This is a genomic window from Nocardia sp. NPDC005825, from assembly GCF_040630175.1.
Classification (GTDB): Bacteria; Actinomycetota; Actinomycetes; order Mycobacteriales; family Mycobacteriaceae; genus Nocardia.
On the sequence record NZ_JBEXXC010000008.1, the window covers coordinates 364,460 to 385,352 of the forward strand.

Annotated in this window: 22 protein-coding genes; 8 read left to right on the forward strand and 14 right to left on the reverse strand. The window is 69.1% G+C overall.

Annotated elements, in window-relative coordinates:
* The first annotated feature begins 8 nt into the window (after positions 1 to 8).
* Positions 9 to 671, forward strand: a complete 663-nt coding sequence (locus ABZ382_RS23300) for a TetR/AcrR family transcriptional regulator (RefSeq protein WP_357092234.1) — start codon at positions 9 to 11, stop codon at positions 669 to 671.
* Between the two features lie 124 nt (positions 672 to 795).
* Here the strand turns inward: ABZ382_RS23300 and ABZ382_RS23305 are convergent, their stop codons facing one another.
* Positions 796 to 1,746 carry a C40 family peptidase gene (locus tag ABZ382_RS23305; RefSeq protein WP_357092237.1) on the reverse strand — a complete coding sequence of 317 codons (951 nt, stop codon included), beginning with the start codon at positions 1,744 to 1,746 and terminating at the stop codon, positions 796 to 798.
* A 302-nt stretch (positions 1,747 to 2,048) separates the two neighbouring features.
* Here ABZ382_RS23305 and ABZ382_RS23310 point away from each other — a divergent pair, with 302 nt between their 5' ends.
* Both ABZ382_RS23310 and ABZ382_RS23315 read left to right on the forward strand, forming a co-directional pair.
* Positions 2,049 to 2,783: a ParA family protein gene (locus tag ABZ382_RS23310; RefSeq protein ID WP_357092240.1), complete on the forward strand. Its 735-nt coding sequence runs from the start codon at positions 2,049 to 2,051 to the stop codon at positions 2,781 to 2,783.
* A complete protein-coding gene (locus ABZ382_RS23315; RefSeq protein ID WP_357092243.1) occupies positions 2,783 to 3,841 on the forward strand; it encodes a hypothetical protein in 1,059 nt (352 codons plus the stop codon). Before ABZ382_RS23310 ends, ABZ382_RS23315 begins: the two co-directional genes overlap by 1 nt.
* A gap of 181 nt (positions 3,842 to 4,022) precedes the next feature.
* Here the strand turns inward: ABZ382_RS23315 and glpR are convergent, their stop codons facing one another.
* The 4 genes from glpR to ABZ382_RS23335 all read right to left on the reverse strand — a co-directional run bounded on the left by glpR (position 4,023) and on the right by ABZ382_RS23335 (position 8,244).
* A complete protein-coding gene (gene glpR / locus ABZ382_RS23320) occupies positions 4,023 to 5,168 on the reverse strand; it encodes a gephyrin-like molybdotransferase receptor GlpR (RefSeq protein ID WP_357092244.1) in 1,146 nt (381 codons plus the stop codon).
* A 184-nt stretch (positions 5,169 to 5,352) separates the two neighbouring features.
* The gene (locus ABZ382_RS23325; protein WP_357092247.1) at positions 5,353 to 6,003 is read right to left on the reverse strand and encodes a GNAT family protein; all 651 of its coding nucleotides are present in this window, start codon (positions 6,001 to 6,003) and stop codon (positions 5,353 to 5,355) included.
* A gap of 9 nt (positions 6,004 to 6,012) precedes the next feature.
* Complete coding sequence (gene glp, locus ABZ382_RS23330; protein WP_357092250.1) at positions 6,013 to 7,272, reverse strand: gephyrin-like molybdotransferase Glp; 1,260 nt, start codon at positions 7,270 to 7,272, stop codon at positions 6,013 to 6,015.
* A 33-nt stretch (positions 7,273 to 7,305) separates the two neighbouring features.
* The gene (locus tag ABZ382_RS23335; RefSeq protein ID WP_357092253.1) at positions 7,306 to 8,244 is read right to left on the reverse strand and encodes a UTP--glucose-1-phosphate uridylyltransferase; all 939 of its coding nucleotides are present in this window, start codon (positions 8,242 to 8,244) and stop codon (positions 7,306 to 7,308) included.
* Positions 8,245 to 8,444: 200 nt separating this feature from the next.
* Between ABZ382_RS23335 and ABZ382_RS23340 the strand changes: the two genes are divergently transcribed.
* The 5 genes from ABZ382_RS23340 to mscL all read left to right on the forward strand — a co-directional run bounded on the left by ABZ382_RS23340 (position 8,445) and on the right by mscL (position 12,330).
* The gene (locus ABZ382_RS23340) at positions 8,445 to 10,097 is read left to right on the forward strand and encodes a metallophosphoesterase family protein (protein WP_357092256.1); all 1,653 of its coding nucleotides are present in this window, start codon (positions 8,445 to 8,447) and stop codon (positions 10,095 to 10,097) included.
* Between the two features lie 47 nt (positions 10,098 to 10,144).
* Entirely contained in the window at positions 10,145 to 10,729 is a 585-nt protein-coding gene (locus ABZ382_RS23345) for a 5-formyltetrahydrofolate cyclo-ligase (RefSeq protein ID WP_357092258.1), read from the forward strand.
* Positions 10,730 to 10,799: 70 nt separating this feature from the next.
* Positions 10,800 to 11,114, forward strand: coding sequence for an FmdB family zinc ribbon protein (locus ABZ382_RS23350; protein ID WP_357092261.1), 315 nt, complete (start codon positions 10,800 to 10,802; stop codon positions 11,112 to 11,114).
* A gap of 87 nt (positions 11,115 to 11,201) precedes the next feature.
* Positions 11,202 to 11,849 carry an SAF domain-containing protein gene (locus tag ABZ382_RS23355; RefSeq protein WP_357092263.1) on the forward strand — a complete coding sequence of 216 codons (648 nt, stop codon included), beginning with the start codon at positions 11,202 to 11,204 and terminating at the stop codon, positions 11,847 to 11,849.
* A gap of 79 nt (positions 11,850 to 11,928) precedes the next feature.
* Positions 11,929 to 12,330, forward strand: coding sequence for a large conductance mechanosensitive channel protein MscL (gene mscL / locus ABZ382_RS23360; protein WP_357092265.1), 402 nt, complete (start codon positions 11,929 to 11,931; stop codon positions 12,328 to 12,330).
* 88 nt (positions 12,331 to 12,418) lie between these two features.
* Here mscL and ABZ382_RS23365 read toward each other — a convergent pair whose 3' ends face one another.
* From ABZ382_RS23365 to ABZ382_RS23405, 9 genes are all read right to left on the reverse strand, one after another.
* Positions 12,419 to 13,099: an MspA family porin gene (locus ABZ382_RS23365; protein ID WP_357092268.1), complete on the reverse strand. Its 681-nt coding sequence runs from the start codon at positions 13,097 to 13,099 to the stop codon at positions 12,419 to 12,421.
* A gap of 62 nt (positions 13,100 to 13,161) precedes the next feature.
* A complete protein-coding gene (locus ABZ382_RS23370) occupies positions 13,162 to 13,842 on the reverse strand; it encodes an MspA family porin (RefSeq protein WP_357092408.1) in 681 nt (226 codons plus the stop codon).
* Between the two features lie 298 nt (positions 13,843 to 14,140).
* Positions 14,141 to 14,812: an MspA family porin gene (locus tag ABZ382_RS23375; RefSeq protein WP_357092271.1), complete on the reverse strand. Its 672-nt coding sequence runs from the start codon at positions 14,810 to 14,812 to the stop codon at positions 14,141 to 14,143.
* Between the two features lie 64 nt (positions 14,813 to 14,876).
* Positions 14,877 to 15,551 carry an MspA family porin gene (locus ABZ382_RS23380; RefSeq protein WP_357092274.1) on the reverse strand — a complete coding sequence of 225 codons (675 nt, stop codon included), beginning with the start codon at positions 15,549 to 15,551 and terminating at the stop codon, positions 14,877 to 14,879.
* A gap of 247 nt (positions 15,552 to 15,798) precedes the next feature.
* Positions 15,799 to 16,017 (reverse strand): hypothetical protein, encoded by a 219-nt coding sequence (locus tag ABZ382_RS23385; RefSeq protein ID WP_357092278.1) that lies wholly within the window; start codon positions 16,015 to 16,017, stop codon positions 15,799 to 15,801.
* Complete coding sequence (locus tag ABZ382_RS23390; RefSeq protein ID WP_357092410.1) at positions 16,014 to 16,508, reverse strand: MogA/MoaB family molybdenum cofactor biosynthesis protein; 495 nt, start codon at positions 16,506 to 16,508, stop codon at positions 16,014 to 16,016. The genes ABZ382_RS23385 and ABZ382_RS23390 overlap by 4 nt, the downstream gene beginning before the upstream one ends.
* A gap of 98 nt (positions 16,509 to 16,606) precedes the next feature.
* Positions 16,607 to 17,797, reverse strand: a complete 1,191-nt coding sequence (locus tag ABZ382_RS23395; protein ID WP_357092413.1) for a trypsin-like peptidase domain-containing protein — start codon at positions 17,795 to 17,797, stop codon at positions 16,607 to 16,609.
* 919 nt (positions 17,798 to 18,716) lie between these two features.
* Positions 18,717 to 20,102, reverse strand: coding sequence for a HAMP domain-containing sensor histidine kinase (locus ABZ382_RS23400; protein WP_357092416.1), 1,386 nt, complete (start codon positions 20,100 to 20,102; stop codon positions 18,717 to 18,719).
* 89 nt (positions 20,103 to 20,191) lie between these two features.
* A complete protein-coding gene (locus ABZ382_RS23405) occupies positions 20,192 to 20,881 on the reverse strand; it encodes a response regulator transcription factor (RefSeq protein WP_357092281.1) in 690 nt (229 codons plus the stop codon).
* Positions 20,882 to 20,893 lie beyond the last annotated feature (12 nt).

Sequence of the window (20,893 nt, forward strand, 5' to 3'; positions counted from 1 at the left end):
ATAGCACCGTGAACAGTCCTGACGCGCGCGAGCTCATGTTGCTCGCCGGTGAGCGCACCATCGCCGAACGCGGGCCGGACGTGGCCCTGCGCGATATCGCGGTGGCGGCGGGACAGCGCAACAACTCCGCGGTCCACTATCACTTCGGTTCCCGGGACGGACTCATCGCCGCCATTATCGAACGCCATCAGCCCGCATTGGAATCCCGCCGGACCGAACTGCTCGCCGAACACGAGTCCTCGGGCGCCCCGGACAGTGTCGCCGCACTGGTGGCCATTCTGGTGCGGCCCATGTTCGACGTGCCCTACGCCGAGGGCTCGACGCACTACGCACGATTCCTGGAGCAGGCCCGCGCCCATCCCGCGGTCACCGGGCCCAATCTCAACGAAAAGCGTTGGCAGACAACCAGAGTGCTCGTCGCCAGGCTGTATCACGCACTGGCGGAACTGACTCCGGCGCAACGCCGGTACCGACTACAAGCCATGACCACTGTCATGTTCGCCCTGCTCGCCGACTACGAGCGCTCCGTGCTGCCCACCGAGGTCGAACGCGACGACGTCCGCGACAGCATCATCGCCATGATCGTCGGACTGCTCAGTGAACCGGTGAACCACCCGGGCCAGGACGCCGCGGTCCGGACCTCCGGACCGAAACCGCCCGGCACCTCGTAGACCCTGAAATCATCGGTGGCATAGATGGTTCCGTCCGCCACGATGTCCGTGCGCTCAGTTCCGGCCTCGTATTGCCGGTCGTTCACGAGATCGCGGGAATCAGGTCCGATGGTCTCGCGCGGGCTCATTGGAAACGCCGCGCTCCGGTGACCGGCATATTCGACAGCGGAGAGACCTTCACACCGGAACCGTAGTCACTGGCGTGGATCACCTTCCCGTCGCCGAGATACATCGCCGAGTGGCCGCCGCCGTAGTAGGAGACCAGATCGCCCGGCTCCAATTCGTCGATCGTGACCGGGGTTCCGGCGGCGAGCTGTGAATAGCTCGTGCGCGGCACTTCCACACCGGCCTCCCGATACGACCACTGCACGAAACCGGAGCAGTCGAAGGAGTCCGGGCCGTTGCCGCCGGTGCGGTAGTCCGCGCCGAGTTTGGTGCGGGCCGCCTCCACCGCGCGCTCGCCCGCCGTCTTCGGCATCGCCGCCGGCACCGGGGTGCGGGTGACCGCGGAATCGGTCACGCCGGGGATTCCGGTCAGCGGGGGCAGGGCGGCGGGCACCGCGAAGGTGCCGAGACCGGCGACCGACACCGTGCGCGATTCCGGCACGGGGACCTGGATCGCGGCGGTCGGGGCGGCGACCGTCGGGGTGGCGATGGCTGGGGTGCCGATCGCCGGGGTCACGATGGCCGAGCGCAGTGACTCCGGGAACAGTGACTGCACCGGTGCCGGGTCGGGCATCGTATCGGCCGGGGCGATGACGATGTGCTGCGGCGCCACCGTCATACGGGAGGCGTCCGGCTCGCCGATCGCCGATTCCGGCGTGGGGGAAGTGGTTCCGGCCGCGGGGGGCAGCACGCCGATCGCGGGAGTCACCTGGCTGAGCGAGGCGGCGATCTCGTCCGGGATGTCGATCGCCCCGATACCGGGGATCGTCACCGGCGCCGCCTGCGCCTGGCCGGCCGCGAAGAACAGGGCGGCTCCTATGGCTGCAGCACCGAGGACTCCTGTCACCAGGGTCCGCAGGCTCAGCCGCGGAAGTAATCGAACCTTCTGTCTATCACCGTTGGTTTCCATGATTGTCGTCCTCCGATCAAGCCGTGAAAGCTATTCGGTATCCGTCCATCACGCGAAATTTCGGTCCTGCCAGCAGATCCGAGAATGCATATTTCGCCGGAACGTCGGAGGTGGCAACGAATGACATGCGTGTTATTCATTACGAAACGGTAACCATTGACGGCTGTGTCCAATTGGACACAGTTGGACACAGCCGGTTTTCAACCAATTCGACACCTCCGAGCGAGCCTTCACGGGCGCGTCCCGCGCGCGTGTGAGACTGATCGAGGAAGCTGCCCTCCCCATCAACAGGAGGTTGATCGATGACCAAATCCCCTGCGCTAGGCAACCTTCCCGAGCCGCTGGTGATCACGCTCGGGAATCTCAAAGGAGGCGTGGGCAAGACGACCTCCGCCTTCTTCATCGCCTCGTATTTCGCTACCGCGCACGAACTTCGAGTACTGGTGATCGACGCCGACCCGCTGAGCCAGACCGGGTACTCCTGGTATCGGCGACTACAGAAGGCCGAGATCGACATTCCCTTCGAATTGCTCGCCTTCCCCTCGCGGCACGTGAACGACTGCATCACCGACAATGCCGCGAACTACGACGTGATCATCGTCGACGCCGGCGGTGAATCGGCCGACATCTTCAAGGCCGCCGTCCCCGTCAGCGACGAACTCATCCTTGTCACCAGCGTCAGCCCCTCGGAAGTCAAACGCGTCCCCAGTACCTACCGCGCCGCCGAGGAAGCGGCCGCCGAACACGAGAAGGCCATTCGCGTGCGTGTGCTCATGACCAAGGTTCCGGTCACCATGAAGAACGGCGTCAACGTGTCCACCGAATACCGCACGCAACGCGGGAATCTCGAGGACGCGGGCTACGAGGTCTTCGACTCCTACGTCAGCGCCTGGAAGTGGTATCGGGAGGCCGCCGACGGCGAAGTCGGCGACGGCGCCGAGAACCCGATCGAGGATCTCGGCGAATACCGGGCCGTCGGCGACGAACTGGTGCGCGACTACATCGAGTCCCGCGTCCCGGCGGAGGTGTCGGCCTGATGCCGCCCCAGCGCAGAAAGACCTCCATCGGGGGCGGCCTGGGCCGCAACCCGCTCTCCGATGAGGCCGAGCACACTCCCCCGGTGTCCCCGCTGCGCGACGCCAAATGGCCGCGCACACCGAAACTCTCACCGGCCGCCACCACCGTCCTCATGGCCCCGCCCGCGCCCGCGGCGGCCCCGGCGGACACGGCGGCCGCCGCCACCGCGACCGCCACCCTGGCGCCCGAGACGGTGGCGGCCGAACCGGTGACCACGCAACCGGTCACGCCCGCTCCGAAGATCCCCGCCGCACCGAAGATCCCGGCCGCACCGCAGGCTCCGGCGCCGAAGCCGGTGGCGCCCGAGGTCACCCCCGCGGCGGCCGAGAGCGCGCCCAGCGTGCTGGACCTTCCGCTGCCCGCCACGGGCGGCGACGGGCCGCTCAGCCGCAGCGAGTCCGATCAGCTCGAAGTGTGCGAGTCCTCCATCGACGCGCTGCGGGTGGCCTTCTGGACCGCCGGGCGCGCGCTGCAGATCGTGCGCGACGGCCGGCTCTACCGCGCCGACCACGCCACCTTCGACGAGTACGTGGAGAAGCGCTGGGACATGCAGCGGTCCTACGCGCACAAGCTGATCCGGGCCTGGCCGCTCGCCGCGCGCCTGCACCCGGTCGCACCCGCCCTCAACGAGGGTCAGATCCGCGAGCTGCTGCCGGTGGCCGCGGCCTACGGCGAGGACGCGGCGGTCACCGTGTACACCACGCTGGCCGCCGACGTGAAGGTCACAGCCGGCAAACTCCGCGAAGCCGTCGCGGTGCTGCCCGACGATTACGAGGAGGGCGCGGTGGTGCAGCGGCTGCGCGCCTGGCTGCGCGGCGACCTCTCCGAGGAGCAGCCCGCCACCGCCGACGTGTTCAGCGCCGTCGAGTCCCGGCTCACCGCGCTCACCCAGAAAGTGGTGAAGGGGTCCGGGGAGCATCCGGTGGCGGCCCGCGAATTCGCGGCCAAACTCCGGACGCTGGCCGAACTCATCGAGCGGCAGATTCCGGTAACCGGGCGAATGCCTGACGTCGAATAGCTCGCGACAGCACCCGTCGAAAGGGCCCGGCCGAAAGCCGGGCCCTTTCGCTGTAATAGCAAAAGCCTATTCAAACCGGCAGTCATCGGCCCGCGTCTGCCTCGCCCCCACTGCCTATTCGACCCGAATACGCGAGAAGGGCTCCCCGTTGGACGGGGAGCCCTTCTCGGTGCCTTGTGGGCTATTCGCCTACCGCGCGGCGTTCGCGGGCGCCTGCGGCCCGCTGGCGGGTGGCGCGGGCCTCGGCGGCGTCGAAGAGGTCGAGGTGCTCGAAGAACGGGTCCTCGTCGTCGGATTCGACCAGGACAGCGCGGCGCAGCTGGGTGCGGGTCTCGTCGCGGTCGGGGCGGGGGCGTTCGCGGGTGCGGCGCTCCTCCTCGGTGTCGGCATCGGACTCGGTCTGCGTGCGGGACGCGCGGGCGGCGCGGCGGCGGCGGATGTCCTCCTCGAGTCGGACCTGCTTGCGTAGGTAGGCGAGGTAGGCGACCAGCACGGTGCCGGACAGCGCCGAGAGCCACCACAGGATCGAGGAGATCGCCAGGCCGGAGGCGGCGAACAGCAGGACGGCGAGCACCAGGCCCAGGACCGCGCGCTGGCGGAAGGTGTAGCGGGCCGCGCGGGCGGCGGCGTCGGCCTCGGGGTCGAATCCGCCGCGCCCGCGCCGGGACGGCACGAAATCCTCGTCCTCGTCGTCGGATTCGGGTTCCGGCTCCGGTTCCGGGTCACGCAGGGCGGGGGCGCGGGAGGCCCGCTTGCGGGGCTCGGCCGGTGCCGCGTCGGCCACGGCGGCTTCTGGCTCAGCGTCGTCGGTCTCTGCCGCGGCATCCACGGTCTCGGATTCTGTCTCATCCGTGGCGGTTTCGGGGTCGGTCTCGGATTCCGCTGCGGCGGGCTCGGATTCGGCGGCGTCCTCGTCCGCGTCGTCGGCGGCCTCCGGGTCGGTCGAATCCGTCTCGGGCTCCGGCAGTTCGGCGCTCACCGCGGCGACGACCTCGTCCTTCTCGGCTACGGTTGCTGCCGTCTCGGCCGCGACGGCGGCGGTGAGGGCTTCCGGTTCGGCGGGGCTGTCGTCCGATCTGGTCATCCGATCCTCCGGATCCTCGCTCGGGTGAAGCTTTCTGCGAACCGGCACGTAGTCCGGGTCGGTGTCATGTCCGGTCGCCGGACCTTTCCTGGTGCTTCGCTTGGCACCACCGCGATGCAACACTCGTGTCGAGAGGGCGGCATCGGTGTGCTGCCGGATGCGGGGATGGCGATTGGCCAGCATCGGGAAGAGCACGAAGACCCAGAGCACCACCAACCCGATCCACAAGATCGAATTCGGCATTGGCCCTTACACCTCCGTCCCGCCCTGTTGTCTGTCCCTTCTGATCGGAAAACAGACGCACCACCGACGTGCGTACGTTAATTCCACGCCGAGGGTATTCCCCTCAGGCGCGCCGACCACACACGCAACACTAGTCACACGAATTCGGTCGCGAAAACTCTCACACGCCGCGCTCAGCGAGTTATCAGGCTTTGCTGGCGCGCCCCGCGCGAATCAGCCTGTCCACCACGGTCCCCGAAACCTCCTCGACCGTCATGCCGACCAGCAGGTGATCCCGCCACGCGCCGTCCACGTCGAGGTAGCGCTGCAGCATGCCCTCCTCGCGGAAACCGACATTGCGCAGAACCGCCTGACTGGCAAGGTTTTCCGGCCGCACCGTGGCCTCCACCCGATGCAGGCCCACCTCGCCGAAGCAGTGGTCCAGGCCCAGGGCCAGCGCCGCGGTGGCCACGCCCTGCCCGGCCAGCTCGCTCGACACCCAGTAGCCGATCCACGCCGACCGCAGCGCGCCGCGCACGATATTGCCCACCGTGAGCTGACCGCTGAACTGGCCGTCCACCTCGATGACGAGCGGAATCATGGCGCCGCGCCGGGCCTCGGCCTTCAACGCCGACCACAGCGCGGGCCAATTGCTGGAGTGGTTACGCGCCTCCCACGGACCACGGCCGGTGGGTTCCCACTTCTCCAGATAATCCTTGTCCCGGACCCGGATCCGGCCCCACGCGGACGCGTCCCGCAGGCGGATCGGCCGCAGCGTGACCGTGCCCGCCGCGACCCGCACCGGACCCAGATGCGCCGGCCAGCCCGGATGCTGGGCCGAACGGAAGACGTTCATCTCCACGCCTCACCCACGCTGAGCCAGGAACGCGACCTGGACCTCGTCACCGGTACGCACCTCGGTGGTCTCGGGGTCGATCACGATGAGGCTGTTGGCCTCGGCCATGGTGGCCAGCAGATGCGAGGACGCGCCGTTCGGGCCGCCCAGCGGCTGCACCAGGTAGTCGCCGGTCTGCTCGTCGCGCATGAGCTGCGCGCGCAGATAGCCGCGGCGGCCCGGGATCGAGGCGATCGGCAGGATGGTGCGCGCCCGCACCATGCGCCGCATGGGGTGACGGCGGCCCAGCGCGATCCGGATCAACGGTCGCACCATGACCTCGAAAACCACCAGCGCGCCAACCGGATTCGCGGGTAGCAGGAAGGTCGGCACCTCGTCGCGGCCGAGCAGGCCGAAACCCTGCACCGACCCGGGATGCATGCCGACCCTGGTGATCTCCAGCTCGCCGAGCCCCTCCAGGGCCTCGCGCACCTGCTCCGATGCCCAGCCGCCGACCGCGCCCGCGATCACGACCACCTCGGAGCGGACCAGCTGGCCCTCCACCACGTCCCGCAGCCGCTTGGGATCGGCGCTCACGATGCCGACCCGGTTCACGTCCGCGCCCGCGTCGCGCGCGGCGGCGGCCAGGGCGTAGGAGTTCACGTCGTAGACCTGGCCGGGTCCGGGCGTGCGGTCGATGTCGACCAGCTCGCCGCCCACCGACAGCACCGACAGCCGGGGCCGCGGATGCACCAGCACCTTGTCCTTGCCGACCGCGGCCAGCAGGCCCACCTGGGCCGGGCCGATGATGGTGCCGGCGCGCACGGCCAGGTCGCCGGGTTGCACGTCGTCGCCGATGCGGCGCACGTAGTCGCCGGAGCGGACCGCCTCGTAGACCTTGACCCGGGCGCGGCCGCCGTCGGTGTTCTCCAGCGGCAGCACGGCGTCGGCGAGGGTGGGCAGCGGCGCGCCGGTGTCGACCCGCACGGTCTGGCGGGGCTGCAGGCGGATCGGCTGACGGGAACCGGCCGCCACCTCGCCCACCACCGGCAGGCTCAGGTGCACCGAATTGCCGTCCTCGTCACGGATATTCGCGCCGGCGCCGGCCACATCCACACTGCGCACGGCGTATCCGTCGATGGCGGCCTGGTCGAAGCCCGGAAGCGGGCGCTCGGTGACCACATCCTCGGCGCACAGCAAACCCTGTGCCTCGCTGATCGCGACCCGGACCGGCCGTGGGGCCACGGCCGCGGCGGTCACCTTGATCTGCTGATCCTCAACCGAGCGCATGCCGCCCTTCCGTAGTCGCTCCCGTCCGTCGCCTCATTCGCATGTGGTCAGCTGCGGATTCCAGTCCGGACCGAGCCGCTGCTCGAGCCACTCGCGCAGGGCGGGACCGTATTCCTCGCGTTCCAGAGCGAAATCGACCGCAGCTCGAAGATAGCCGCCAGGGTTGCCCAGATCGTGCCGCGACCCACGATGCACTACGACATGAACCGGGTGGTCTTCGGCGATCAGCAGCGCGATGGCGTCGGTCAGCTGCAGTTCGCCGCCCGCGCCGGGGGTGATGCGGCGCAGCGCGTCGAAGATGGCGCGGTCCAACAGGTATCGACCGGCCGCGGTGAAGGTGGAGGGCGCCTCGTGCACGGCGGGCTTCTCCACCATGCCGTTGACCTTGAGCACGTCGCACGGGCCGTCGGGCAGTTCCTCGACGTCGAAGACGCCGTAGGCGCTGACCTCTTCCTTGGGCACGTCGATGGCGCACAGCACCGAACCGCCGTAGGTGTTCCGCACGTTCGCCATCAGCTCCAGCACGCCGCCGGGCAGCACCAGGTCATCGGGCAGCAGCACCGCGATGGCGGTCTCGTCGGCGTCGAGCACCGATTCCGCCTGCGCCACCGCGTGACCCAGGCCCAGCGGCTCCTCCTGCACCACCGAGGTGACGTCGAGCAGGGCGGGGGCCTTGCGCACCTTCTCCAGCAGATGGAACTTGCCGCGCTCGGCGAGGGTGCTCTCCAGCACCAGGTCCTCGACGAAATGCGCGACCACACCGTCTTTTCCGGGCGAGGTCACGATCACCAGCCGATTGGCGCCGGACTCCGCGGCCTCGGCGGCGACCAATTCGATGCCCGGGGTGTCGACCACCGGCAGCAACTCCTTGGGAACCGTCTTGGTCGCGGGCAGGAACCTGGTGCCGAGCCCGGCCGCGGGGACCACCGCGGTGCGGAAGCACGACTCGGTTCCGCCGCCAGTAGCTGTCATGAATTTCACCCTATCCATCCGTCATATGCCCGAGAACGGCTCGTGGCCGCCTCGATATCCCCGAGAGCCTAAGGGGCGAGGACGGCGGGAGCGCACCGAACGCCGGACCGCGGGCGTTCTCACCGACCGACCCGTTCTTTTCATTTGGCGTTCGTCGCACTGTGACCTCCCTCGTACCCACTGGTTGTTGACTGACACCCATGACCGATCGTGAGGATTCCCACAACCCCGATTCCACGCCGGACAACCCCGACACACCTACTGTCAGCACCCCTGACACCAGCCGCGCGGTCAGCCGCCGCCGTTTGTTCGGCGCCTCCGCCGTCGCGGGCCTGGCCGGACTGGCCGCCGGCGCGGGCGGCGCGGTGGCACTGAAGAGCTCCGGATCCACCACCGCCTGGCCCCGCTCCGCCGAACTCGTCACCACCCCCGACCGCGCCGCCGCGCCCCGCGTCTCCGGCCTGCACCTCCAGTTCGGGGCCGACGCGGCCCGCGAGGTCGTGGTCACCTGGCACACCCTCGGATCGGTCACCGCGCCCACCGTGCGCTACGGCGCCGCCGACTCCGGATTCGGCACCGCCGTCTCCGCGCAGACCCGCACCTACCGGGATGCCAAGTCCGGCATCGAGATCCAGGCCCATCACGCCCGGCTCACCGGCCTGTCCCCCGACACCGACTACGTCTACGCCGCCGGGCACGACGGCGCGCCGCCGGAACTGGGCACCATCCGCACCGCGCCCGCCGGGCGCGCCAAGTTCCGGTTCACCAGCTTCGGCGACCAGGGCACGCCCACCGTCGGCAAGATCGTCGACGGCAAGGCCGTCAACGACAATCTCGGCTCCCAGTACGCCGGCGACATCACCTCCGCGGTGGAATCGCTGGCCCCGCTGTTCAACCTCGTCAACGGCGACCTCTGCTACGCCAACCTGTCCACCGACCGCATCCGCACCTGGAACGACTGGTGGGCCAACAACTCTCGCTCGGCCCGCTACCGGCCCTGGATGCCCGCCCCCGGCAACCACGAGAACGAACTCGGCAACGGACCCATCGGCTACCAGGCGTTCCAGACCTACTTCACCGTCCCCGACGCCGGCAGCGAGGAACACTCCCGCGGCCTGTGGTACTCGTTCACCGTCGGCGGCATGCGGGTGATCGCGGTCGCCAACGACGACGTCTGCCTGCAGGACGGCGGCAACAGCTACGTGAAGGGCTACTCGGGCGGAGCCCAGAAGCGCTGGCTGGAAAGCGAACTGGCCAAGGCGCGCGCCGACAAGGGCATCGACTGGGTGGTGGTGTTCATGCACCAGGTCGCCATCTCCTCGGCCGACAAGGCCAACGGCGCGGACCTGGGCATCCGCACCGAATGGCTGCCGCTGTTCGACAAATACCAGGTCGACCTGGTGCTGTGCGGGCACGAACACCATTACGAGCGTTCGCATCCCGTGCGCGGGACGACCGGGTCCGAGACCCTCACGCCCAAGCCCGCCGACACCCGCAAGGACCTCGTCGACACCGGTCAGGGCACCGTGCACCTGGTGATCGGCGGCGGCGGCACCTCGGTGCCGTCCAACCACCTGTTCTTCCCGGGCGACAAATGCCGGGTCATCACCGCGGTCGGGAACGCGGATCCGGCGACCGGCAAGAAGGTTCCGGTGTACGTGCTCGAGGACGCGCCCTGGTCGGCGTTCAAGGACGCCGAACATCCTTACGGCTTCTGCGCTTTCGACGTCGACCCCGGCACGCCCGGCGGGAACACCACCATCAAGGGCACCTACTACGCCCTCACCGGGCCGACCAGCGAGCTGAAGGCCGTCGACACGTTCACCCTGACCCGGGCGCGCTCGGATCGCTGAGCCCGGCGGGCGCGGATCGTCCGGGACGGCCGCCCTAGGGTGGAAGCGTGACGGACGAGCGGGACAAGACGGCGTGGCGCGCGGAGATCCTCGCGCGCCGCACAGCCCTGCCCGCCGAGGTCCGCGAGCGCGAGGCCGCGGCGCTGGCCGCCGCGGCCGGCGGGCTCGCGGACAGCGGCTGGGTCTGCGCCTACGTGCCCGTGGGCGGCGAACCCGGCTCGGTGGCCCTGCTCGACACGCTGCGGGCCGCCGGCGCCCGGGTGCTGCTGCCGGTCACCGGCGAACCCGGGCCGCTCGCCTGGGCCGAATACACCGGGCCCGACGGGCTGCGCCGCGGCCGGTTCGGGCTGCGCGAACCGGACGGCGACCCGGTCACGGACGGAATCTCGACGGCGTCGACGATTCTGGTTCCGGCGCTCGCGGTGGATCGTCGCGGGGTGCGATTGGGACGCGGGGCCGGTTATTACGATCGAAGTCTGAACGCCGCGCGCGCCGACGCGCGATTGATCGCCGTGGTGCGCGACGACGAACTCGTGGACCGTTTGCCGGAGGAGCCGCACGACCATCGAATGGGGTGGGCGCTGACCCCGTTCGGCGGGCTGCGCCGCCTCGGAGATCGGGCCGGGAATTGACACCCGATTGGCAGCGTTGGCACTGCCAGCTGTAGAGTGCTAATTCGACGAAGAGCGTGGAGGTTTCCCGATGCCTACTTACTCGTATGCATGCACCGAGTGCGACAACAAGTTCGACATCGTGCAGTCCTTCTCCGATGACGCACTGACCACGTGTGACCGTTGCAACGGCAAGCTGCGCAAGCTGTTCAACTCGGTCGGCATCGTCTTCAAGGGCAGCGGCTTCTACCGCACCGACAGCCGCAACGGCTCCACCTCGTCCGAACCGGCCAAGCCGTCGTCCTCTTCGTCGGACAATGGCGGCTCCAGCTCCACCGCGTCGAGCGCTTCCACGTCGAGCACCTCGACCTCGTCGTCCAGCGGTTCCAGCACCTCCGCGGCCTGATCCCCGCTTTCTCCACAGGCTCTTCGTTGTCCACAGCCCGGGTTCGACCCGGGCGTGCCGGTGTCGGGGCGACCGTACGCTGCCCCCATGACGCGACCGTATCGAGCGTTCCTGCACGCCTTCCGTAGCCGCCTGACCTGGGCGGACTCGGTGCTATTGCGGCGGGCCGGGGCGGTCGCGCTGCTCATGGCGGCGGCCTTCCTGGCTGTGCGCCCGGATCCATCCACAGATCGCACACCCGTCCTGGTCGCCGCGCGGGAGCTGCCGCCCGGGCAGGTGCTCGGCGACGGCGATCTGCGCACCGCCGACCGGGAGACCGCGACTCTGCCGGCCGGAGCCGTGCGCGACGCCGCACGGGTACGCGGGGCCACCCTCGCCGCCGCGCTGACGGCCGGGGAGATCATCACCGAGGTGCGGGTGCTGGGCCCGCGACTGGCCGCTGTGGCGGGTGGCTCCCCCGATGCACGCATCGTCCCGATTCGCCTGGCGGACAACGCTGTTGCCGAGATCCTGCGCTCCGGCGACCGGGTCGACGTGGTGGCGGGCGAGGACACCGCCGGGACCGGCCGTCCCGCACGGCTATTGGCCGCCGACGCGGCCGTGGTGCTGGTGCCGCAGGCCGACGGCGCCCGCGGGCGCACCGACCGGGTGGTGCTGGTCGCCTTGGATTCCAGACGCGCCACCGCGGTGGCCGCCGCCTCGCTGCGAACGGCGCTCACGGTCGTGTTCCACTGAACCGGCGCATCGGTGAACTAGCATCGCCTCACATCCCCATAACTCTGCGTTCGATCCCTCAGGTAGAGGAGTTTCGGCAATGCTCAAGGGTTTCAAAGATTTCCTGATGCGCGGCAATATCGTCGACCTGGCCGTGGCGGTCGTCATGGGCACGGCCTTCGTCGCGGTCGTCACCGCCTTCACCGACGGCATCGTGACACCGCTGCTCGCGGTGTTCGGCGGCACCAATCAGCTCGGGCTGGGCGTCCAGCTGGTGGCCGACAAGCCCGCCACCTTCATCGCGATCGGGCCGATCATCACCGCGGGCATCGATTTCGTCATCATCGCGGCGCTGCTCTACTTCATCGTCGTCGTCCCGGCCAACAAGGCCAAGAAGAGGTGGGGCGCCAAGGAGGACGACGCGCTCACCGACAACGAACTGCTGCGCGAGATTCGGGACCTGCTCGCGGATCGCACCGCGGGCGGGCGGCACGAGCTCTGACCCGCGGCGCGAAATCCACTGCGCCACAAAGCAGAACGGGCCCGGCGCGAAAAGCGCCGGGCCCGTTCGGATTACACCGAGGTGTGGATCAGCCGAGGCTGAAGGGCTGACCCCACAGGGTGACCCAGCTGATCACGTTGTCGGTCTCGACCTCGACGCTCACGAAGGCGCGCGCCTGGGCGTAACCGCCACAGCCGTTCAGGCCGATGGTCTCGTCGGACCAGGTGACCGAGCCGCTGGTGCCGTTGAAAGCGTTGCGCTTCTTGTGGATTTCGCGACCGAAGTCGTCCGGCATCTCGAGGTCGAGGATGTAGAACGACTTGGCCTGCCCCGGACCCAGGGTCAGGTTGGCGCCGGAGTTCACGCCGCCGGTCGGAGTGGCGTTGCCACTGCTGTCCCAGCTCGCACCGCCGGTCGCGCCACCGCTGACGTTGCCGCCGTCGATGGTGACCTGGCAGCCGACCACGTAACCCGGGTAGATCTTGCCGCCGGTGGCGGTGGTGTCACCGGAGATGTTGACCTGCGCCGACGCCGAGACCCAGGCGTTGCGGTGCACGGGGGTGGCGCCCATCGACGGGCTGATGTTGGCGGACTCGCCGACCAGCTTCACCGTGACCACGGTGCCGTCGGACAGAGTCTGGGTGAGCTCGCCGCCGGGCAGCGGCACGAAGGTGTCGGCATTGGCCGCACCGGTGGAGAACAGGCCAAGGGCCGCGGTGGCGACGGCACCGACACCGGCCACCCGCGCCATTGTCTTACGGATGTTCATATCTGGTTGTCCCTCAGATTTTGTTCGCTTGCGCGAGAAAGGATTTGGCGGGCGGAGACCACTTAGCCGATGCTGAACGGCTGGCCGTAGAGAGTGGTCTTGGAGTAGTGATCGCCGATGACCTCGACGACCGTGTACGCACGCGCCTGGGCGTAGCCCGCGCAGCCCTGGATCTCGATCTCGGCGTCCCGGTACTCGACCGAGTAGGTGCCCGCCTTGGTGATGTCCTTGTAGTCGATCTGGACGAACGCCACCTGGCCGGGGCCGAGGTTGACACCGATCGAACCACCAATGTTCGCGCTGTCGAGGTTGATGCTGCCGGAGATGCCGGCAGAGATCGCGTCCTCACCGATGGAGATCTGGCAGCCGACGATGTAGCCGGTGTTGATCTGCGAGGTGCCGTGGGTGGACGAGTTGTTGCTGCCGGGGATACCGACCGGGCCGTTGTTCGGACCGACTGTGCCCTCGGGGGTTTCGGTGACCACCGCGGAGGCGGCGCCGCTCACCCACACCACACGGCCGGCACCGTTGGCAGCGAGCGACGGCGACACGATGGCGTGCTCACCCGTCCGGGTAATGGTGACGGTGCCCGCCGGGTTCACCTTCTGGCCGTCCGGCAACGGCACGAAGGTGTCAGCGTTAGCGGCACCGGTGGAAAAAAGGCCGATGGCCACGGCCGAAGCCGCGCCGATGCCCGCGAAACGGGCTGCGGTGCGCAGTCCGTGGGAGCGCTTCTCGCTCATGCTTCCCCTCATCAGGTTTCTTGCGTCAACCTCGACCACCGAGGTTGAAATGGGACTCTTGCGAATCCCTGGTTGAGTTTGTCGCCACATTGTTGCCACCGTGTTACTGGTTTCAAATTCTTTACGCGTAGCGACGCAGGGCACTTTACATCACAAGAGTGACCCTTGAGACGTGAGCGAACAGGATCCCCCACTCGTCAACACAAACCCGCAGGTATGCAGAGAAAGTCATGGATAGCAAAAGGGGCCCGGTGCTAATCGCACCGGGCCCCTTGACATTCCGCTGAGCGGAAACTGATCAGCCGAGACTGAAGGGCTGACCCCACAGCGTGTAGGCGGTGATCACATGGTCGGTCTCGACCTGAACCGCGATGAACGAGCGCGCCTGCGCGTAGCCGCCGCAGCCGTTCAGGTTGATGGTCTCGTCCGACCACGTCACCGAACCGGAGTTACCCCCGAACTTGTTGCGCTTGTAGTGCGCCTCACTGCCGTAATCGTCGGGCGCTTCCTGATCCAGGATGTAAAACGCCTGCGACTGGCCGGGGCCCAGGGTCAGGTTGCCGCCGACATTCGCCCCGACCGACGGGCTCGAGCCGTCGTAGCCGGCGCCCGCGCTCGGGCCGCCGTTGGCGCCGCCGCCGGAGATATTGACCTGGCAGCCGACCACGTAACCGGGGACGATCTTGCCGCCGACATTGCCGTTGGTGCCCGACAGCTCGACGCGCGCGCTGCCCGAGACCCAGGCGTTGCGGTGCAACGGGGTCGCGCCCAGCGACGGGTTGATATTGGCCGACTCGCCGGTCATGGAGATGGTCACGACCGTGCCGTCATCCATGGTCTCGGTGATGGAGCCGCCCGGTAGCGGCACGAAGGTGTCGGCATTGGCCGCACCGGTGGAGAACAGGCCCAGGGCGGCGGTGGCGACGGCGCCGATCCCGGCGGCCCGCGCCATGGTCTTGCGAACGTTCATGATGGTTTTCCCTCTAGGGTCGAATTCGCTTGCGCGAGAGATGAATCGGGTGTCTGACCACACGTCAGCCGAGGCTGAACGGCTGCCCGTAGAGGGTGGTCTTCGAGTAGTGGTCACCGATGATCTCGACCACGGTGTAGGCGCGCGCCTGGGCGTAGCCCGCGCAGCCCTGCACGTCGACCGGCACATCCTTGTAGTCGATGGAGTAGCGACCCGCGTCGAGGATGTCCTTGGAGTTGATCTGGAGGAAGGTCACCTGGCCGGGGCCGAGGTTCAGACCGATGGAACCGCCGGCGTTCGCGCCGGTCAGGCTCACGCCGCCGGAGATGCCGGCGGAGATGGCGTTGTCGGCGATGTTCACCTGGCAGCCGATGATGTAACCGGTGTTGACCTGCGACGCGCCATGGGTGGAGGAGTTGTTGGTGCCCGGGCCGTTGGTGGGGCCGTTGTTCGGGCCGACCGTGCCCGCGGGGGTCTCGGTGACGTCGGCGACGACCTTGCCCGAGAGCCAGGCGGTGCGGCCCGCGCCGTTCGCCGACAGCGACGGCGAGATGACGGCGTGCTCGCCGAGACGGTTGATGGTCACGCCCGCTCCGACCTTCTGACCGTCCGGCAACGGTACGAAGGTGTCGGCGTTGGCGGCGCCGGTCGACAGCAGGCCGAAAGCCACGGAGGCGGCTGCGCCGATACCCGCGGCACGCGCGGTCCAACGCAAACCGGCAGTCCGGTTCTCGCTCATTGTTCCCTCATCAGTTTTCTTGCGGACAACCCCGACCACCGGGGCTGAAGAGGGCCACTACGGCGCAGAACTCGGCAAGAGCAACTATCAAGCGCGCTGCTCATATTCTTGAGACCCGTAGCTTTGTTGACCCGGAAGAGACTTTAGCCACAACAGCTACCAAATGGCAACAATCAAATAACGGGCGCGTCAAATTACAGCGTCCGAGAGAGGGCTAATTCTCGGCAGCCGTGATGTAAACGAGATCTCAACCGTGATGGGGCGGCTTCTGCGCGCGCAGCCAATCATCGGAGGACTGAACGGAATCCGGCTCGGGTGTGCGCTCGTCCTTGGTCGTGGACGGCAGCTCGTCGCCGAAGACGCGCGCGAGCCGGGCGCGTTCGGCGGGTGTCAAACGACGAGACCCCGCCCGGCGCTCGGCCGGACGGGGCGACTCGGGTGAATCAGGTTTGTCGGCGTCGGTCATTCCGACAGACCGGACAGTTCATCGATGACTTTGCTCGCCAGCGGGCCCAGGGTCGCCATGCCGTCCCGGACCGCGACGCGCGAACCCGGCAGGTTCACCACCAGCGTGCTGCCCGACACCCCGGCCAGACCGCGCGACAGGCCCGCGTCCAGCGAACCCGAGGCCAGGCCCGAGGCCCGCAGCGCCTCGCTGATCCCGGGCAGCACCCGGTCCAGCACCTCCTCGGTGGCCTCCGGCGTCACGTCACGCGGGGACATGCCGGTGCCGCCGACCGAGATGACCAGGTCGACACCGCCGATCACCGCGGTATTGAGGGCATTGCGGATCTCCACCTCATCGGCCGACACCGACACCGAGGCGTCCACCAGGAACCCGGCCTCGGTGAGTAGCTCGGTGACCAGCGGCCCCAGCGAGTCCACTCCGCCATGGGCGGTTCGATCGTCGACGACCACGACAAGAGCACGGCCCGCCACAGCGGCATCGATTTCCATGGTGCTCACCGTAGCGCCCTTGTCCGACAACAGCTCCCATCCCCCGTCGGAGGTGACACGGATCGCCGGTACCGGTTCCCTGCCATTGACACGGTTGCTCATCGTCCGCCCTCCGCGGCTGCTTCGCCGAGGGTGACCTCGACGGTCTTGGGGTTCTTGCCCTGGTCGTCGGTGTAGGTCACCTTGACCTTGTCGCCGGGCCGGTGCGAGCGCACCCCGGCGATCAGTGAATTGCCCGAGTCCACGATCTGGTCGTCGATCTTGGTGATGATCGCGTTCTTCGGGATGCCCGCCTTGGCGGCCGGGCCGTCGGGCGACACGTCCATCACGCGCGCGCCGTTCACATCGTCCTGCGCCCGCACGGTCACACCGATCTGGGCGTAGGTGGCCTTGCCGTTCTTGATCAGCTCGTCGGCGACGCGGCGCGCGGTGTCCACCGGGATCGCGAAGCCCAGGCCGATCGAGCCGCTCTGCGCGCCCGCCGACTCGGCGGTGCCCATGGTGGCGATGGCGGTGTTGATGCCGACCAGCTTGCCGTTCATATCGACCAGCGCACCGCCGGAATTGCCCGGGTTGATGGCCGCGTCGGTCTGGATGGCGTCGATGACCGTGCCCTGCGATCCCGGCTCGCCGCTGGTCGAGACCGGGCGGTTCAGCGAGGAGACGATACCGCTGGTCACCGTGCCGGCCAGGCCCAGCGGCGAACCGATCGCCACCACGCCCTGACCCACCTGCAGATTGCCGGACTGGCCCAGCTCGATCGGCTTCAGATCCGACTTACCGGTCACCCGGATGACCGCGATGTCGGAGACCGGGTCCGCGCCCACCACGGTGGCCGGAGCGGTCGAGCCGTCATTGAACGCCACATCCATCTTGGCGTTCTGGCCCGCGCCGCTGACCACGTGATTGTTGGTGAGGATCAGCCCGTCCGAGGACAGCACCACCCCGGAGCCCTCGCCTTCGGCCCGCGCGCCCGCGACCCGGATCATGACCACACTCGCGAGCACCTTCTGCGCCACCGCCTGCACCGAACCCTCCGGCGCGGGCGCGGCCTTGCCATTGCCCGCGGGCTGATCGAGCGCATTGCTGACCGTGCCGTGATCGCTGCCGTGCGTGGCCAGCGCGCCCACCGCGCCACCGATACCGCCGCTGAGCAGCGCCAGCACGACCGCGCCCGCGACCAGACCGGTGCGGCCGGACCGCTTCGGCCCCGGCGCGCCGCCGTACGCGAGACCCGGCTCACCCGGCACCCCGGGCCCACCCGGACCCCCGGGCACGGCCGGAATCACCTGCGTCGGATACGGACCCGCCGCGTAGGCCGGAAGCTGTCCCGTCGAATACGCCGACTGCTGCCCCGTCACGTACGCGGGCTGCTGACCCGTGGCATAAGGCGAGGGCCCCGCCCCGGCGGCAGGCGGCTGCCCCGTGGCGGGCGTGGGCTGCTGCCCCGCGTACCCGGCCCCCGACGCCGCGTACGCCTGCCCGTAACCCCCGCCCGGAATCTCCCCGGTCGGCGGATTCCCACCGCCGTACTGCTGCGAATAAGGCTGTGCGCCACCGAAAGCCGACCCATAGGCGGGGCCACCCTGCGGCGCGCCGAAGCCCGCCGGCGCGGCGCCGGGCAGCACCTGGGTGGCCGGATCGACCGCACCCGAACCCGGTTGCCCCGCAACGCCGTACGCCGTTCCGCCCGGACCACCGAAGGCCGGTGCCGAACCGGCGGGCGGCTGTGCGCCCGCGGCGGGCTGATCGGCCCGGGGCTCGCCGCCCTGAACCGGGGACGCTCCGCCGGAGAACGATTGCGCCGCACCGAAACCGGGCGCGCCGGGAGTGCTCGACGCGGGACCCGCCGCGGGCGCTCCGGGATGGCCGGGCTGCGCCGGGGGCGGGACGGCGCCGGAAGCCGGAGCCGAGCCCGGTGTGGCGGCCGCGAAACCGTTGAAGGAGTCGGCGGCGGGAGCGCCCGCGGGATCGCGCTTCGGCAGGCCGGACGCGGTGGTGTCGGACCCGGCGGGCTGCGCGCCGGCGGGCCCGGAGGGTGCGCCGGCCGCGGCGGCGTTGTCGGCGGCCTGGCCTTCGGGCTCGGTGCCCCGCTGGTTCGAATCCTCGGTCATTTCTCGTTTTCTCCTCGAGTCTCGTCGCCAAGCCTGGCGGGAACGACTGAGAGTGGACTGAGACCGTGCTTGCTTTTCGCCGAGCTTTCCGGGTTCAGTTGTCCGCCTCGGCGAGCAGGGGCGGTGCGCTTTCTCCAGGCAGAACGATACGGATCAACGCGCCCCCTCGGTCGGAAGTATCGATGTTGATGGTGCCACCGTGTTTGGTCACCACCTGCTTGACGATGGCCAGGCCGAGCCCGGAACCGGGCATGGAGCGCGAGGCCGTGGTGCGGTAGAAGCGCTCGAACACCAGCTCGCGTTCGGCGGGCGGGATGCCGGGCCCGGCGTCGTCGACGGCGAACTCGAGCAGTCCGCGCCCGTTCTCGCGCATGGTGACGAACACCTGCGCGCCCTCCGGACTCCACTTGGCGGCATTGTCGAGGACATTGAGCAGGGCGCGCTCCAGGCCGGGTTCGTCGCCGTAGACGAACCAGGGCCGCAGCTGGGCCTCGAAGTCGATTCCGGTGCGCCGCCGCCGGACTCGCTCCAGCGCGCGTTCGGCGATCTCGCCGAGGTCGATGCGCTCGTACACGGTTTCCGGGGCGTCCTCGCGGGCCAGGTCGACCAGATCGCCGACCAGTGTGGACAACTCCTCGATCTGGGCCATCACGTCCGAGCGCAGTTCGGCCATGTCCTCGTCGGGGATGCGGGGCGCACCCGGCCGGGAGGAGGCGATGAGCAGTTCCATATTGGTGCGCAAAGAGGTCAGTGGCGTCTTCAGCTCATGGCCGGCGTCGGCCACCAGGCGGCGCTGCCGTTCCCGGGATTCGCCCAGGGCGCGCAGCATGGTGTTGAAACTCTCGGTGAGCCGGGCCAGTTCGTCGTCACCGGTCACCGGAATGGGGGTCAGGTCGTCGGTGCGGGCGATGCGTTCGGTGGCGGCGGTGAGCCGGGCGATGGGCCGCAACCCGGTGCGGCCCACGGTGGTTCCGGCCGCCGCGGCCACGATGACCCCGCAGCCGCCGACCACGAACAACAGCCAGGCCAGCCGGTCGAGGACTTCCTTGGTGGGTTGCAGCCGCTGCGATACCACCAGCGTGGACCCGGAGTGGGTGCGGCGGGCCAGCACCCGCTGATCGTCGACGGTGCGCAGCGAGAACCCGATCTCGCCGCGGGCCACCTGCCGTTCCTGATTGCCGATCGGCGGAATCGTGGTCTGCGGCGGCACGTACTGCGACTGGTCCGCGAACACCAGCGCCACCCCGACATCGCTGGAGTACAGCCCCGCGAACACCAGCGACTGGAAGCCGAGGCTGTCGAGGTTGTTGTCGATCATCACCGAGGCGCGGGCCCGCAGCTGCGAGTCCACGTCGGCGTACAGCGACCGGGCCACCATGGCGTAGGCGGCGATGGAGGTGAAGGCGACGGCCACCGCGACCACCGAGGCGGCCAGCAGCGTCACCCGCCAGCGCAGCGACACCGAACGGGTCAGCGGCATCGGCGGCCGTAGTCCGGCGTTCTCCGTCCGCGATCCGAGTCCGGCGACCACCGTCCGCCGGGGAACGGTTCTACCCACGAGCGCCCTGCCTACGGAGGAGTCTCGCGCAGCACGTAGCCGACGCCGCGCACGGTGTGGATGAGCCGCGGCTCACCGTCGGCCTCGGTCTTGCGGCGCAGGTAGCCGATGTACACCTCGAGCGCGTTGCCGGAGGTGGGGAAGTCGTAGCCCCACACCTCCTCCAGGATGCGGCTGCGGGTGAGCACCCGGCGCGGATTGGCCATCAGCATTTCCAGCAGCGAGAACTCGGTGCGGGTGAGGCTGATCGGGCGTTCGCCGCGGGTGACCTCACGGGTGACGGGGTCGAGCGAGAGGTCGGCGAACGACATGGCCTCGGAGGAGGCGTCGACCGGATCGCCGGCGGTGCGGCGCAGCAGGGCGCGCAGCCGGGCCAGCAGTTCCTCCAGCGCGAAGGGCTTGGGTAGGTAGTCGTCGGCGCCGGCGTCCAGACCGGCGACCCGCTCGGACACCGAATCCCGTGCGGTGAGTACCAGAATCGGCAGATCGTCGCCGGTGCTGCGCAGCCGGCGGCACACCTCGAGCCCGTCCAGCCGGGGCATCATGACGTCCAGGACCAGGGCGTCGGGTCGCTGACTGGCGGTCTTCTCCAAGGCGTCCAGACCGTCGACGGCGAGGTCGACGGTGTACCCGTTGAAGGTCAGCGAGCGACGCAGCGATTCACGAACCGCGCGGTCGTCGTCGACTACCAGAATGCGCATGGCCACCAGTCT